The 15204-nt window shown below is 63.2% G+C and carries 14 protein-coding genes and 1 pseudogene; 10 read left to right on the top strand and 5 right to left on the bottom strand.

What is annotated here, in order from left to right; all coding sequences use genetic code 11:
- Positions 1–99: 99 nt before the first annotated feature.
- The 10 genes from FJ956_RS10080 (at position 100) to FJ956_RS10030 (ending at position 10136) form a co-directional block, all read left to right on the top strand.
- Positions 100–807 carry a DJ-1/PfpI family protein gene (locus FJ956_RS10080; RefSeq protein ID WP_140680737.1) on the top strand — a complete coding sequence of 236 codons (708 nt, stop codon included), beginning with the start codon at positions 100–102 and terminating at the stop codon, positions 805–807.
- Positions 808–928: 121 nt separating this feature from the next.
- Positions 929–1660, top strand: a complete 732-nt coding sequence (locus FJ956_RS10075; protein WP_181170284.1) for a FadR/GntR family transcriptional regulator — start codon at positions 929–931, stop codon at positions 1658–1660.
- A complete protein-coding gene (locus FJ956_RS10070) occupies positions 1657–2859 on the top strand; it encodes a PLP-dependent transferase (RefSeq protein ID WP_140680739.1) in 1203 nt (400 codons plus the stop codon). The genes FJ956_RS10075 and FJ956_RS10070 overlap by 4 nt, the downstream gene beginning before the upstream one ends.
- A 26-nt stretch (positions 2860–2885) precedes the next feature.
- Complete coding sequence (locus FJ956_RS10065) at positions 2886–4163, top strand: sugar ABC transporter substrate-binding protein (protein WP_140680741.1); 1278 nt, start codon at positions 2886–2888, stop codon at positions 4161–4163.
- Between the two features lie 180 nt (positions 4164–4343).
- Positions 4344–5267, top strand: a complete 924-nt coding sequence (locus tag FJ956_RS10060; protein WP_140680743.1) for a sugar ABC transporter permease — start codon at positions 4344–4346, stop codon at positions 5265–5267.
- Positions 5267–6115: a carbohydrate ABC transporter permease gene (locus tag FJ956_RS10055; RefSeq protein WP_140680745.1), complete on the top strand. Its 849-nt coding sequence runs from the start codon at positions 5267–5269 to the stop codon at positions 6113–6115. The genes FJ956_RS10060 and FJ956_RS10055 overlap by 1 nt, the downstream gene beginning before the upstream one ends.
- A 3-nt stretch (positions 6116–6118) precedes the next feature.
- Positions 6119–7186, top strand: a complete 1068-nt coding sequence (ugpC, locus tag FJ956_RS10050; RefSeq protein ID WP_140680747.1) for a sn-glycerol-3-phosphate ABC transporter ATP-binding protein UgpC — start codon at positions 6119–6121, stop codon at positions 7184–7186.
- A 213-nt stretch (positions 7187–7399) separates the two neighbouring features.
- Positions 7400–7885: a hypothetical protein gene (locus FJ956_RS10040; RefSeq protein ID WP_140680749.1), complete on the top strand. Its 486-nt coding sequence runs from the start codon at positions 7400–7402 to the stop codon at positions 7883–7885.
- 220 nt (positions 7886–8105) lie between these two features.
- Positions 8106–9545 (top strand): aldehyde dehydrogenase family protein, encoded by a 1440-nt coding sequence (locus FJ956_RS10035; RefSeq protein ID WP_140680751.1) that lies wholly within the window; start codon positions 8106–8108, stop codon positions 9543–9545.
- A 9-nt stretch (positions 9546–9554) separates the two neighbouring features.
- Positions 9555–10136: a DUF1349 domain-containing protein gene (locus tag FJ956_RS10030; protein ID WP_140680753.1), complete on the top strand. Its 582-nt coding sequence runs from the start codon at positions 9555–9557 to the stop codon at positions 10134–10136.
- Positions 10137–10304: 168 nt separating this feature from the next.
- Here FJ956_RS10030 and FJ956_RS10025 read toward each other — a convergent pair.
- The 5 genes and pseudogenes from FJ956_RS10025 to FJ956_RS10005 form a co-directional block, all read right to left on the bottom strand.
- Positions 10305–10447, bottom strand: a pseudogene (locus FJ956_RS10025) (helix-turn-helix transcriptional regulator); the annotation flags it as partial.
- An 88-nt stretch (positions 10448–10535) separates the two neighbouring features.
- Positions 10536–11819, bottom strand: coding sequence for an O-antigen ligase (locus FJ956_RS10020; RefSeq protein WP_140680755.1), 1284 nt, complete (start codon positions 11817–11819; stop codon positions 10536–10538).
- Positions 11820–11843: 24 nt separating this feature from the next.
- Positions 11844–12935 (bottom strand): acyltransferase, encoded by a 1092-nt coding sequence (locus FJ956_RS10015; RefSeq protein WP_140680757.1) that lies wholly within the window; start codon positions 12933–12935, stop codon positions 11844–11846.
- Between the two features lie 209 nt (positions 12936–13144).
- Positions 13145–14383: a polysaccharide biosynthesis/export family protein gene (locus FJ956_RS10010; RefSeq protein WP_140680834.1), complete on the bottom strand. Its 1239-nt coding sequence runs from the start codon at positions 14381–14383 to the stop codon at positions 13145–13147.
- 129 nt (positions 14384–14512) lie between these two features.
- Positions 14513–15190 (bottom strand): sugar transferase, encoded by a 678-nt coding sequence (locus FJ956_RS10005; RefSeq protein ID WP_140680759.1) that lies wholly within the window; start codon positions 15188–15190, stop codon positions 14513–14515.
- Positions 15191–15204 lie beyond the last annotated feature (14 nt).

Genomic DNA, 15204 nt, shown 5'->3' with positions numbered 1-15204 from the left:
GTTTGGCCTGAAACGAGGGATGAATGGCGATCGTGCCAAAGCATGATGCCTTAGATTGCCCCAAGTCAACTTGCCTCGAGTCAACTCACGGAGATTTCCATGTCCCTTCGTTTCGGCATTCTCGTATTCCCCAACGTCCAGCAGCTCGACCTCACCGGGCCTTATGAGGTCATGGCAACGGTCAAGGGCGCGGAGGTGGAATTGATCTGGAAGGATCGCAATCCGGTGACGTCGTCGACGCGGCTTTCCCTCACCCCGACAGCGACCTTCGACGATTGCCCGCCCCTCGACGTGCTGTGCATTCCAGGCGGTGGCGGCGTCAACGCGCTGCTGGAAGACCAGGCGGTTCTCGATTTCGTCCGGGAGCGGGCCGCGCAGGCGCGCTACATCACCTCGGTATGCAGCGGCGCCCTGGTGCTCGGCGCGGCCGGGCTGCTCAAGGGCAAGCGGGCCACGACGCACTGGTATGCGCATGATTTCCTTGAAGAGTTCGGCGCGATCCCTGTCGATGCGCGGATCGTCGAGGACGGCAAGCTGATCACCGCCGGCGGTGTCACCTCGGGCATCGATTTCGGACTGACACTGGTCGCAAGGCTGCTCGGACAGGTCGAAGCGGAGATCGTGCAGCTCTCGCTCGAATATGCGCCGGCGCCTCCCTTTCGCTCCGGCACGCCCGCCGAAGCTTCGCCTTCTGTCCTGGCGGAAGCAAAGGAGCGGCTTTCGGGTTCGAGGCGCGTTCGCGAGGAAATGTTCGCTCGCTGGCGCGAAGAGCGCTCGGCGGCCACGCCGGCGCGTATCCGCGCCTGAAAACGCCGGGCTGGATGGCGCATATCCGCGCTGTTCAGCCCAGCCTATTTCGACTGTTGACTCATCTTTCCACCTGTGCAGAAATTGGTTGGACCATTGAACCACTTTAGGCTCAGCCGGCGTGACCGATTTCCTGCCTCCCATCCAGACCATGGCTCGCGACGACGCGGTTCTGAAGGCGTTGGTGGGCTTCGTGCGGCAGGAGGCTCTTGGCCCGGGCGAAAAACTGCCGACAGAGCGCATCCTGGCTGAACGCCTCAAGGTCAGCCGCAACACGGTGCGCGAGGCGCTGACACGATGGGAGGGTCTCGGCCTTGTCGAACGGCGGCAGGGCTCGGGCACCTATCTCAAGGCCGCCGTCTCGCCCGACATGCTGCACATGCCGCTGACATTGGCCGGCGGCAATGATTTCGCCGGCCTGATGCGCACGCTGGAGATCCGCCGGGCGCTGGAGGCCGAGGCGGCGGCGCTTTGCGCCATCCGCGCCGGCAAGGCCGAGATCGCCGAGATCGAGCGCAAGCTCGGCATCATGGAAGATGCTTTCCGCACCCGCGCCGGCATGTCCTCGGAAGAGGATTGGGAATTCCACCAGGCTGTCTACCGCGCCTCGGGCAATCCGCTGTTCGAGCAGATCATCAGTGCCATGCACGAGCTGTTCCACCGCTTCTGGGAGCATCCGCTCGGCGTGCGCGACTTCGGCCATGCCAGCTTCCCCTATCACCGCACCATCTTCGACCGCATCGCCGCGCATGATCCCGAGGGCGCCCGCGCCGAGGCGCTGAAGCTCATCGCCACCGTCGAGGACGATCTGAAACGCGGTGCCGCCAACCTCAAACTTTCGGACCGCAGATGAACGAGCAGCCCAACACCTTCGATACGGCCTCGATGGCCAGCGACTATCTCGGCGAGGCGGCGACGCTTCTGGCGCATGACGAGCCGTTCCCCGGCGGCGCGGTGGTGCCGCCGATCTACCAGACGTCGCTGTTCACCTTCGCCAGTTACGCCGACATGGCCGACACCTTTGCCGGCCGGAGAAAGCAGCCGATCTACTCGCGCGGCGACAATCCGACGGTGATGGAGTTCGAGGCCCGTGTCGCCGCCTTGGAAGGCGCCGAGGCCGCGCGCGGCTTTTCCAGCGGCATGGCGGCGATCAGCGCCACGCTGCTCGCCTTTGTCGGCGCCGGCGAGCGCATCGTTGCCGTGCGCAACTGCTATGGCGACGCCTACCGGCTGTTCGAGCGGCTGTTCCCGCGCCTCAACATCAAGGTCGACTATGTCGACGGCGCCGACCCCGACGCGGTTGCCGCGGCACTTCCCGGCGCCAAGCTGCTCTATCTCGAAAGCCCGACCTCGATGCTGTTCGAGCTGCAGGACCTGGAGCATCTGACGCGGCTGGCGAAGGAGCTGGGCATCGTCACCACCATTGACAATTCCTGGGCGACGCCTGTCTTCCAGAAGCCGATTTCGCATGGCGTCGACCTGGTGCTGCATTCGGCCTCGAAATATCTGAGCGGCCACAGCGACACCGTCGCCGGCGTGGTGGCCGGCTCCGCCGCCCATATCAAGCACATCAACGAACAGACCTATTCGCAGCTTGGCGGCAAGCTGTCGCCCTTCGAAGGCTGGCTGCTGCTGCGCGGGCTGCGCACGCTGCCGCTGCGCTTGCCGCATCACATGAAGAGCGGACTTACGATTGCCGAGCGGCTGAAGGCGCACGGCAAGGTCGAGCGAGTCAACCATCCTGCCTATTCGAACCACCCCGGCAAGAAGACGCTTGCCGGCTATGCCGGGCTGTTCTCCTTCGAGGTCACCGAGGATGTCGATATCCCTGCTTTCGTCGATGCGCTGAAGCTCTTCCGCATCGGCGTCAGCTGGGGCGGCCATGAAAGCCTGGTCGTGCCGGCCAAGGCCTCGCTCGAGCAGACGCCGGGCATCAATTCGATGGCGCGCTTCGGCGTCAGCCCCCGAACCATCCGCTTCAATGTCGGATTGGAAAATGTCGAGGACCTCTGGGCCGACATCGCCCAGGCTTTCGACAGGTCAAAAAAATAACTGGTCAAAAAATGGGAGTCCTGAACATGAAAAGACTGACCTTCATGCTTGCCGCCGTCGCCGGCCTGGCGATTTCCGCCAGCGGCGCGCTGGCCGACACCACCATCAAGCTGGTCGAGGTCATCACCAGCCCGCCGCGCACCGAATTCCTGAAGAAGCAGATCGCCGAATTCGAGACCGCCAATCCGGGCATCAAGGTCGAGGTGGTCTCGCTGCCCTGGGGCCAGGCCTTCGAGAAGTTCCTCACCATGGTGCAGGCCGGCGATACGCCCGACGTCGTCGAGATGCCGGAACGCTGGATGGGCCTCTATGCCAACAATGCCCAGCTCGAGGATCTCGGCCCTTACATGGCCAAGTGGGACGACGCCAAGACGCTCGGCGACCGCGCCAAGCAGTTCGGCTCGACCGTCAACAACACGCAGTTCATGATCCCCTACGGCTACTATGTGAACGCGCTGTTCTGGAACAAGAAGCTGTTCAAGGAAGCCGGTCTCGACGGCCCGCCGGCGACGCTCGATGAGTTCGTCGCCGATTCCAAGAAGATATCGGCCATCCCCGGCAAATATGGCTACTGCCTGCGCGGTGGTCCCGGCGCCTTCAACGGCATGCACATGTTCATGAACATCGCCGACGGCAAGGGCGGCTACTTCACCGACGACGGTGTCTCGACCATCAACGATGAAGGCTCGGTCAAGGGCCTGCAGATGCTGGCCGACATGTACAAGAACGGCCTGGCGCCGAAGGACGCGGTGAGCTGGGGCTTCAACGAAACGGTGACCGGATTCTATTCCGGCACTTGCGCCATGCTCAACCAGGACCCGGACGCGCTGCTCGGCATCGCCGACAAGATGAGCGCCGACGACTTCGCGGTTGCGCCGTTGCCGGTCGGGCCGAGCGGCAAATCCTATCCGACGCTTGGCTATGCCGGCTGGGCGATGTTCGCCAACTCCCAGCACAAGGACGAAGCCTGGAAGCTGATGGCGACGCTTTTGTCGCCCAAGGACAATCTGGAATGGGCCAAGGAAGTCGGCGTCGTGCCGATCCACAACGGTGCCGACCAGGACGCGCATTTCAAGACCGAGCAGTTCAAGGGCTGGTTCACTGAGCTCAGCGACAGCTCGAAGTACGAAATGGTGACGCCGCCGACACATCTGGAAAATCTCGGCAACTTCGTCGACCAGGTGGCGATCAAGAATTTTCAGGAAGTGCTGCTCGGCCAGAAGCCGGCCAAGGATGTGGCCGACGAATGGGCCAAGTTCCTGACCAAGGAACAGCAGGACTGGCTGGCGAAAAACAAGAAGTAGCCTCCTTCTCCCCGTTCACGGGGAGAAGATGCCGGCAGGCAGATGAGGGGCAGCGCGAACCAACGAAAGTGTGGCGCCGCCCCTCATCCGTCACTTCGTGACACCTCCTCCCCGTGAACGGGGAGAAGGAGGCCGTCGCCGTAGCTGGCTCATCCCATCCAACAGAACGAAGCTATCCGTATGACCTACGCCGTCTCCGAAATCCGATCCGCCGCCCCGCCGCGCAGGAAGCGGCTGAGCAAGGCCGCGATCGAGCCCTGGCTTTATCTTTCGCCGGCTATCGTCCTGCTGGTCCTGGTGCTGCTGGTGCCGCTGATCATCGGCATCTCCTACTCGTTCCGCAAGTTCTCGGCCTTCAAGTCGCAATATGTCGGCCTTGCCCAATACCAGGCGATGCTCTCCGACCAGGTGCTCGGTCAGGCGCTGATCAACACGCTGTGGTGGACGGTCGCCAGCCTGTTCTTCCAGTTCTTTCTGGGGTTGGGTCTCGCATTGCTGCTCGACAAGCCGTTCTACGGCCGCAAGGTCGTGCAGGCCGTTGTCTTCCTGCCCTGGGCCGTGCCGTCCTTCCTCTCCGGCCTCACCTGGGCCTGGCTGTTCAACCCGATCATCGGGCCGTTGCCGCATTGGCTGTTCGCGCTTGGCCTCAAGGCCGAGCCGACCAATGTGCTATCGGATCCGGCCACCGCCATGTGGGGGCCGATCGTCGCCAACATCTGGTTCGGCATCCCGTTCTTCGCCATAACGCTGCTTGCCGCGCTGAAGTCGATCCCCTCCGAATTGCATGAGGCGGCCGCCATCGACGGCGCCTCGCCATGGCAGCGCTTCACCAAGGTGACGCTGCCTTTCCTGGCGCCGACCATCGTCATCACGGTCATGCTGCGCACCATCTGGATCGCCACCTTCGCCGACCTGATCTTCGTCATGACCGAGGGTGGACCGGCCGGCTCGACCAGCACGGTGCCGGTCTACATCTATGTCAGCGCCTTCAAGTCGCTCGACAAGGGCTATGCATCGGCGGTTGCCGTGCTGCTTCTGGTGCTGCTCATTGTCTACGCCATCGGGCTGATCGCCATCCGCCGCACGCTGGTGAGGCACGTCTGATGATCGCCGGTCGCTCCACCTCCTCGCGCATCGTCGGCGGCATCGGGCTCTACGCTGCGGTCGCGGCTTACGTGATCTTCGCGCTGTTCCCGATCTTCTGGACGCTGAAGATCTCGGTGACGCCGGAGCGCCTGCTCTATTCGGAAGGCATCACCTTTTGGCCGTCGCAGACGACCTTCCAGAACTTCGTCACCGTGCTCGAAGCCTCCGACTTCCCGCGCTATTTCCTCAACAGCGTCATCGTCTCGGTGTCGACGGCCGCCTTTGTCACCGTCATCGCCACGCTCGCCGGCTACGCCATGTCGCGCTTCACCTTCCGAGGCAAGGCGACTTTGGCGATCCTGCTATTGCTGACCCAGACCTTCCCGCTGGTCATGGTCATCCCGCCGATCTACCGGATCATGGGCGATCTCGGCCTGACCAACAGCCTGATCGGACTGATCATCATCTACACCGCCTTCAACACCGCCTTCGCCACTTTCCTCATGCAGTCCTTCTTCGACGGCATCCCGAGGGATCTTGAGGAGGCCGCGATGATCGACGGCTGTACGCGCGCCCAGGCGATGCGCCGGGTGATCGTGCCGCTCACTTTGCCCGGCATGGGCGCCACGCTGGGCTTCGTCTTCACCGCCGCCTGGAGCGAATTGCTGTTCGCGCTGATGCTGATCTCCAGCGACGAGCAGAAGACTTTTGCCGTCGGCCTGCTCACCTTCATCGGCAAGTTCGCCGTCGACTGGGGGCAGATGATGGCGGCCTCCATCCTGGCGCTGATCCCGGTCTGCATCTTCTTTGCCTTCCTGCAACGCTATCTCGTCACCGGTCTCACCGCCGGCGCGGTCAAAGGATAAAAGATGGCTTCCGTCACGCTGCAAAACGTCGAGAAGGATTATGGCGCGCTGCGCATCCTGCATGGCGTCGACCTCGAGATCGCCGATGGCGAGTTCGTCGTGCTGGTCGGCCCGTCCGGCTGCGGCAAGTCCACGCTGCTGCGCATGATCGCAGGCCTCGAAGAGGTCACCGGCGGTGAGATCCATATCGGCGAGCGGCTGGTCAACGACGTCGCGCCCAAGGACCGCGACATCGCCATGGTGTTCCAGTCCTACGCGCTCTATCCCCATATGGACGTCTCCTCCAACATGGGCTTCAGCCTGCTGCTGAAGAAGGCCGAGAAGACGACGATCGACGGCAGGGTCGGTGCCGCCGCCAAGCGGCTCGGCCTCGACGTCTATCTCGGCCGCCTGCCGCGCCAGCTCTCCGGCGGCCAGCGTCAGCGCGTCGCCATGGGCCGCGCCATCGTGCGCGATCCGAAAGTTTTTCTGTTCGATGAGCCGCTCTCCAACCTCGACGCCAAATTGCGTGTCCATATGCGTGCCGAGATCAAGGCGCTGCACCAGCAGCTCAAGACCACCTCGGTCTACGTCACCCACGACCAGGTCGAGGCGATGACCATGGCCGACCGCATCGTCGTCATGCATGACGGCTATGTTCAGCAGGTCGGCCGTCCGCTCGAGCTTTACGACCGGCCCGCCAACACTTTCGTCGCCGGCTTCATTGGCTCCCCCGGCATGAATTTCCTGCCGGCTAAGGTCGCCAGGGGCGGCAAGGTCGATGCCGTGCTCGCCGACGGCCAGAAGCTCAGATTGCCGGACGGTCTGCCACTGCAGGACGGCGATGCGCTGACCATCGGTCTGCGGCCCGAGCACATCAGGCTGGCCGATGACGGCGCGCTGAAGGCCGAGGTCGAGGTGGTCGAGCCGCTCGGCCTGTCGACGCAGTTTTATGTCCGGCTGGCCAACCAGCAGGTCTGCGTCTTCGTCATGGGTCGCAGCGACGTCAGGCCCGGCGACACCATCCGTCTAGCCGCCGATCCGGCTGCGCTGCATCTGTTCGATCCCAAGAGTGGCGTTCGGATCGGCTAGCTGGCCAGCAGCGGCGCGTCATCGAGGACTCTGCCAGCAACTCACCGGCGGCAGATGTGGGTCTTCAATTCGGCGGCGATCGTCTCGCTGGTCATGGCAACCAACCTCATCGCTCAAGGCGTCGGCGCCTTCGAGAATATCGACAGGTGAATTGAGGCTTTTGATGGTTCGGCTCTGCTAAACTCCTGCTGATTCGTCTCGACAGGAAAAGGCATGAGCAAGGCCCTCGGCACATTCGCACTGGTCACGGTTTTGAGCGCCTTGCTGATGGCGCTGTCATTGGCCGTGGCGAGACACGGCTATCCCTATGGCGCCTACGGCGTGAAGCGTCTCGACGGCATCGCCGATGCCGGTTCGTTCCTGGCGATCGCCGCCGTCTACTTCTTCGGCGCCATGCTGATGATGATCCTTCCCATTCGTGCCGCCGGCGTCGTGCTGACCCATGCAGCCGATGCGGTCTTCTGGGCGACGATCGTATTGTTCGCGACCATTGTCGGCTCGCTGGTTGCCAGATGGGCCTTCGGCCAGCATGAGGTGCTTTGGGCGCTTTTCAACTGGCGTTTCCTGTTCGTCGCGGCGATCGTGGCGGCGCATCTCACCATGAACGAGCTCCGCCGCAACATCCTGCTCAGAAGCCTGTTCTTCGTCGCCTTCGGCGCGGTCACGCTCGCATGCCTGTTCTGGTCGTTCTCGACCTGACGCGAGCCGGCCTCAGAGCAATTCCAGGAAAAGTGTGAAGCGGTTTTCCGTCCGGAATTGCGTCAAACAAGGGGATAGAGCGGTTCGCCGTTTCCCTGAAACGGTGAACGCTCTAGGTTTAAGATCGCCGGTAGACCTCCTCCCGGACAATGACTATATCATTTGTCTGACAATTGACCCGGCCGATGGCTGCCGCGACCAAAACCCAAGGAAAAACAAGATGACCGTGATGCGTAAGAACCTGATCGACGGCGAGTGGCTTGGCGAGGCCGGCTCGCGCAATATCAACCCGTCGAACACCAACGACGTCGTTGGCGAATATGCTTCGGCCGGGCCTGAACAAGCCAAGCAGGCCATCGCCGCCGCCAAGGCGGCCTTTCCGGCCTGGTCGCGCTCAGGGCCGCTGGCCCGCCATGCGGTGCTGAAGAAAACCTCCGACGAGATCATGGCGCGCAAGGACGAGATCGGCCGGTCGCTCGCCCGCGAGGAAGGCAAGACGCTGGCCGAGGGTGTCGGCGAGACGATCCGGGCGGCGCAGCTCTTCGACTTCTTCGCCGGCGAGACGCTGCGTCTGTCGGGCGAGATGGTGCCGAGCGTCAGGCCCGGTGTCGGCGTCGAGATGACGCGCGAAGGCGTCGGCGTCGTCGGCATCATCACGCCGTGGAATTTCCCCATCGCCATCCCCGCCTGGAAGATCGCGCCGGCGCTGGCCTACGGCAACACCATCGTCTTCAAGCCGGCCGAGCTGGTGCCTGAAAGCGCCTGGACCATCGTCGACATCCTGCATCGCGCCGGTCTGCCCAAGGGCGTGCTCAACCTTGTCATGGGCAAGGGCTCGGTGGTCGGACAGGCGATGCTCGATAGCCCCGACGTCAACGCCATCTCCTTCACCGGCTCCGTCGGCACGGGCAAGCGCGTCGCCGCCGCAAGCGTCGAGCACATGCGCAAGTTCCAGCTCGAAATGGGCGGCAAGAATCCGCTCGTCGTGCTCGATGACGCCGATCTGGCGGTAGCCGTCGATTGCGCCGTCAATGGCGCCTATTTCTCGACCGGACAGCGCTGCACGGCCTCCTCGCGTCTGATCGTCACCGAGGCCGTCCACGACCGCTTCGTCGACGCGATCAAGGAGCGGCTGGACAAGCTCGTCATCGGCGACGCGCTCGATGCCAAGACCCAGATCGGCCCGGTCGTCGACCAGACCCAGCTCAAGCAGGACGAGGATTATATCGCCATCGGCCGCCAGGAAGGCGCCGAGCTTGCCTTCGGCGGCGGCCGGCTGGAGCGCGAGACGCCCGGCTTCTATCTGCAACCGGCGCTGTTTGTTGGCTCCACCAATGCGATGCGCATCTCGCGCGAGGAGATTTTTGGTCCGGTCGCCAACGTCATCCGCGTCAAGGATTATGACGAAGCCCTGGCTGTCGCCAACGACACGCCGTTCGGCCTCACCTCCGGCATCTGCACGACGAGCCTGAAGCACGCGACGCATTTCAAACGCAATTCCGAAGCCGGCATGGTGATGGTCAACCTGCCGACGGCGGGCGTCGACTTCCACGTGCCGTTCGGCGGCCGCAAGGGTTCGAGCTACGGCCCGCGCGAGCAGGGCCGCTACGCCATGGAGTTCTACACCACGGTGAAGACCGCCTATACATTCGCCGGCTAAGAGGGATCGATGGCGTCAGCCCTGGACGACATGACATGGCTCAACCCGCCGCCGCACCACACGGTCGGCGACGGCACGTTCACCGTTCGGACGGGCAAGGAGACCGACTTCTGGCGCGAGACCTTCTACGGCTTCTGGCGCGACAACGGCCATTTCCTCTACCGTTCGGTCGAGGGTGATTTCAGCGCCGAGGTCACCGTTCAAGGTGACTACAAGGTGCTCTACGATCAGGCGGGGCTGATGCTGCGCCTCAGCGAAACGCACTGGATCAAGGCCGGCATCGAATACACCGACGGGCTGGCCTATTTCTCCGTCGTCGTCACCAACGACACCTCCGATTGGTCGCTGGTCGCCATCGCCGCCGGCAAGGACGGCGTTCGGATCCGGCTGACCCGTCACGCCGAGGCGATCCGCATCCAATATCTGGATGCCTCGGATGGCCACTGGAAGCCGGTGCGGCTGGCTTACTTCCCGATCTCGAAATCGGTCGATGTCGGCATGATGTGCTGCTCGCCGCAGCGCGAAGGTTTTGAGGCGACTTTTTCCGGCTTCACGATCGGGCCGCCGATTTCGCGGGACCTGCATGGGTGAGTCCGGAACCGCGTGGTTCTTTCTCGATTGCACCGAGGCGCGAAAAGTCGTTGCCGGGTGTCTTCATGTCTATAGCAACTCCAGGAAAAGTGTGAGCGGTTTTCCGCCCGGAATTGCGTCAAAGCAAAGAGATAGAGCGGTTCGCCGTTTCCGCGAAACGGTGAAAAGCTCTAGCGCATGCAGGGCTTCGAACGCCGGCAGCCGCTCGGTCAGATCTCGCCGTGCTTGAACGATACCGTCGAGCGGTCCGGGAAGATGGCCAGGCACCAGTCGCCGCCATCGGCGAACATGATGCCGAGCTCGTCGCAGATCGCCGGCCTGTCGATTGCCTTCCTGAAGATCCTTGCCGGCAGGCTCATCCAGGCAGCCGTCGCGCGTTCGGCCGTTGCTTCCCACTGATCAGACAGGCGCCGGCATGCGGCCACTGGCATGCCTCTCGTCCTCAGCGGGAATGGCCACTCTGCGGCGCCGGAAAGCCGGCAACGGGGTCAGGCTGAACAGGCCATAATAGACGATGAACGACGCCATGAAGTAGGGGCCGAGCATCTCGACCTCGAAGAAGGAGCGGATCAGCATCAACCCGATCGCGCCGGCAAGCACCACCGAATCGGCGCTCCAGTCGCCGAACACCACTTTCGATACGTGGCCGTAGAAAGAACGCAGGATGACCAGCGCCAGCAAGGTGACGCCGATGAAGCCGATCTCGACCAGCGTCTCGACATAGGTGTTGTGGAAGTGGAAGCCGGAGCGCGTCGAGATGTAGAATTCCGCCCACAGCCGTTCCGGATCGGCAAATCCCTGCACCCAATAGGCGGCATAGCCATAGCCGAGCAGCGGATGCTGCTGCGCCGCCTCCCAGCCCTGTTCCCACAGATAGGTGCGGCCGGTGAGCGTCGAATCCTTGCCGAAGATGCCGAGCACGACATCCAGCAGGCCGAGGTTGAGCGCCGCGACCACCCCTGTCACCAGCGCGCCGGCGCCGACGATGAACAGCACCCGGCGATAGCGCAGCGACAGCACCTTGGTCATGCTGAGCAGCGCCACGATGCCGATCACCGCCGGCAGCGAGGCCACCGACGTTGCCGAATGGGCGATGGCCAGCATGTAGACCGACAACAGCATGATCGGCGCGGTCCAGACGAAGCCCAGCCAGTTGCGCCGGTAGAAGGCCAGGAACGCCAGGCAGAAGAAGATGCCGAGCGAAGAGAAGAAGCCGATCTGGTTCTTCGAGCCGAAGGCGCCGACGAAATTGACCGTGCCGTCGAGCGTGTCGAGCGCGTAACCGCCGACTCCGAGTGAATAGAGCAGAACGAAGAAGATGCCGATCAGCGAGCCGACCACCAGCGTGCGCACGTTGATGGTGCGCGCCGCGACATAGGCGCAGACGATGTGCGAGGAATATTGCACCGCCGCGCGCGCGCTGATGCCTGCCGCCTGAGACCAGAAAACCGAGAAGCAGACATAGGCCGCAAGCAGTAAGGGCAGCCAGGCGCCGGAGAGTTTCCAGGTGAAACGCCGGTAATCGACGAACAGCAGCGGCAGCCAGACGGCATAATAGGCGAGGATCAGGATCTGGCCGAAATTGGGCGAGTAGGCGAAGGCGATCATGGAAACCGCGACCGCGAAAGTGCCGTAGGTCTCGTTGCGGTCGGGATCGATCAGAATGGATTTGGGAATCTTCATACCGGATTTTGTCCGTTGAGCTTCTTAAGCCACGGCCCGGGCGCGCTGCATCTGCCGCTGCAGGAAGCGCCGCACCGGCTCGTCATAGACGCGCGTGGCGATGTCGGCGATGACGACGACCGAGGCCGCCATCACGATGCCGAACCAGGGATGATGCGCGAACGGATCGATCGAGAAGGCCTTGCCGGCCCCGGCGATGATCATCAGCATCGGCGTGTGGATGATGTAGATCGGGTAGGAAATCCGCCCGAGCCAGCCATAGAAGCCCGACAGAAGCGGCGCGGTCGGCGCCACCGCGCCGGTCATCACCATGAGCGGGAAGACGATGACGATGGCGGCGAGGTCGTAGGCGACGCGTGCGCCGCCGACCGGAGCGATGGCGAAGACGGCAAGCGTGAGCAGGATCGCGCCCTCGACCCACAAGCCGCGCCGCAGGAAGCCGAGGCTGCCCTGCCAGCGCGCCATCGATCGGCAGAGCAGCACGCCCAGGAAGAACGAGAAGGCTACGCGCGGCAGGCCGCTGAGGATGGTCTTGCCGGTCATGCCGAAATCGAGCGTGCCGGCGAAGATCGAGGCGACGACGAGCAGCACGAGGCTGGCGCCGACGATCCCCGTCAGCATCCGCCGCGACAGGAGCGCGAAGACCGCGACATAGGCGATGTTGACGATGAGCTCGAAGAACAGCGACCAGGAAGCGGGATTGAGCGGAAAGATCGTGTGATAGGCGTCGCTGACCAGCGGGATGAAGAGCATGCCGGTCGTCAGCTGCATGCCGATCTCGGACAGCGGCATGTATTCGGCCGGCATAAGGCTGTTCTTGACCAGCAGATAGAAGAAGCCGAGCAGCGTGCCGGCGAGATAGAGCGGATAGAGCCGGATCAGGCGGATGGCCATGAAGGAGCCGAAGCCCATGCCGTTCTCGATCTTGCGGTCATAGGCATGCGCGATGACGAAGCCGCTGAGCAGGAAGAACAGATCGACCGCGAGATAGCTCGACGGCAGCACCCTGCCGTCGGCCAGGAACGGCGAGAAGTGGTAGAGCATGACGCTGATCGCCGCCACGCCGCGGATGGCGTCGAGATTGAGATACACGTGATGCTGGGCTGCGGGCTGCATGTTATGCCTTCAAGCGGTCCAAAACAGATCGCCCGCCCGCGTCCAGAGCATGATGCCGAAAAGTGTGAAGCGGGTTCTCGGATGACATCATGCTCTATCTCTTTGATTTAGACCCGGATGATTTCGTCCGGATCTGGGCGAACGAGCCTGGCTTGTTCCTCCCGCCTCCTTTCCCGGCTTTGCCTTGGGCAAGCCTCGGTCCGGCGGCGCTACTGGCTGGCCGTCGGCGCCAGCTTCACCTTGATCACGTCGCCCGGCAGGACAGGCGTGTCTTCCTTGGCCTCGACCTCGCTCGTCTTGCCGTCGGCGACCCGCACCAGCGAATAAAGCAGGGTCGGTTCCTGCTCGCTGGTGAGGGAGGCCGCCGTCGCGGGGTCCGACGCCTGCGCGATCAGGCCCTTCTGCATGCCGGCCTTCAACGTCGCCTCGTTCAGGTCGGCCTCGGCCTGCTGACGGTTGGCGGTGAGGGTGGAATTCAGCGAGTTCCTGGCGTCGATGGCGTCCTGCTCGGCCTTGCTGATCGACTGCTTGGCGGTGAGGATGGCCGTCTCGTAGTCCAGGATCTTGCCCTGCAGGTCGGTGACCGACTGCTGCGAGGAAAGCAGGCGCGCATTGGCGACCAGGCCTTTCTGCGCCAGCGGACCGATGCTTTCGGCCTGCTTCTCGGCCAGATCGACCTGCTTCTGCTGGTTTTCGATCTTCTTTTGCAGCGATTCGATTTCCGACTGCAGAACACCCTTCAGGTCGTCGAGCGCATCGAGCTTCAGCTTCAGCGATTTCTGGTCGGAGACCAGGATCGCCGTTTCGTCGGCGACGATGGTCGCCAGTTTCGGATCACCCCCCTCGATTTCCTTGGGCACCTCGAAAGTCGTCTTGCCGGCGAGGTCGGCATCGATCCTGGCGCGCTTGACGAGCAGGCGGATGCGCTGGTCGTCATAGATGTCGAAGCTGCCCTTGGCGGTGACCAGATCCTTACCGATCTGGGGACCATAATCGGCGTTGCGCCTTATGCCGCCGGCAATGCTGATTGCCTTGAGCACCGTCAGATCGGGCACGAAGGGAAACTGGCCGGGGTTCTGGACTTCGCCGGAAATGTAGAACGGCCGGAACTGCGCCATCTCCACCGAGGCTTCCGGCTTGTCGGGCAGCGCCAGCTTACGCTGCAGCGCCAGGCCGATCGCCGAAGCGACCTCCGCCGTGGTCTTGCCGGCGGCCTGCATGTCGCCGACGAACGGCACCGAGAGCGTCCCGCCCGGGCCGACCGAATATTCGCCATTGAGGGCCGACCAGTCGCGGAACGTGCCGTCGACCGTCTGCCATTCGGCGACGCGGATGTTGAGCTTGTCCTGTGGGCCAAGCTGATAATCGCCTGCGGCAGCCAGCTGCGGCATGGCGAGCGACGCCGCAACAAGCAACGCGCCCGCGAGGCGGGCGGTCGTCTTGGGCATGAGATTGCAGGCGTAAGACAGTCCGAAGAGGTCTTTTGTCAAATACGTTTCCGATTCGCTTTGGCCCCATCCGCCCGATGAGATCACTGCCGGATGCCTGCCCCGAATCTGGCGGAGCAGGCCCGTCGGTCAATAGCTGCCGCGTGACATCCACACGGCGGGAACGGTCTTGAAGATGATGCGGATATCCTCGGACAAAGACCAGTTCTCGACATAATGGCGATCGAAGGCGACGCGCGTGTCGTAGGATACGTCGTTGCGACCGCTCACCTGCCACAGCCCGGTCAGGCCCGGACGCGACTTCAGGTAATAGACCGCGGCGCTGCCATAGATCTCCAATTCGTCGCGCACGACCGGGCGCGGGCCGACAAGGCTCATGTCGCCCTGCAGGATATTGAGGATCTGCGGCAATTCATCGAGGCTGAGCTTGCGAAGCACCTGCCCGACGCGGGTGACGCGCGGATCGTTCTTCAGCTTGCGCGTCGCGATCCATTCGGCGTCGGCCTCCGGATTTGCCGCCAGATAGGCGGCGAGCACGCGCTCGCCATCCGGCACCATGGTGCGGAATTTGAGACAGGAGAAAATCCTGCCGCCGCGGCCGATGCGCTTGTGGCCATAGAAGATCGGACCATTGTCCGAAAGCTTGACCAGCAGCGCGACCATTAGGAAAAGCGGGCTGAGCAGGATCAGCCCGGCCAGGGAACCGACGATATCGAAACTGCGTTTGAGCAGACCGCCGATGGGGGGTGGAAAATCAACGCCGACCTGCGCAAAACCCGCATTAGCCGACTTGGCGACGTCCCTCATGCAGAAGCTCCATA

Source organism: Mesorhizobium sp. B2-4-3 (assembly GCF_006442815.1).
Lineage (GTDB): Bacteria > Pseudomonadota > Alphaproteobacteria > Rhizobiales > Rhizobiaceae > Mesorhizobium.
The sequence above is the reverse complement of the archived record's forward strand: the minus strand, read 5'-3'. Positions and strand labels throughout refer to the sequence as shown.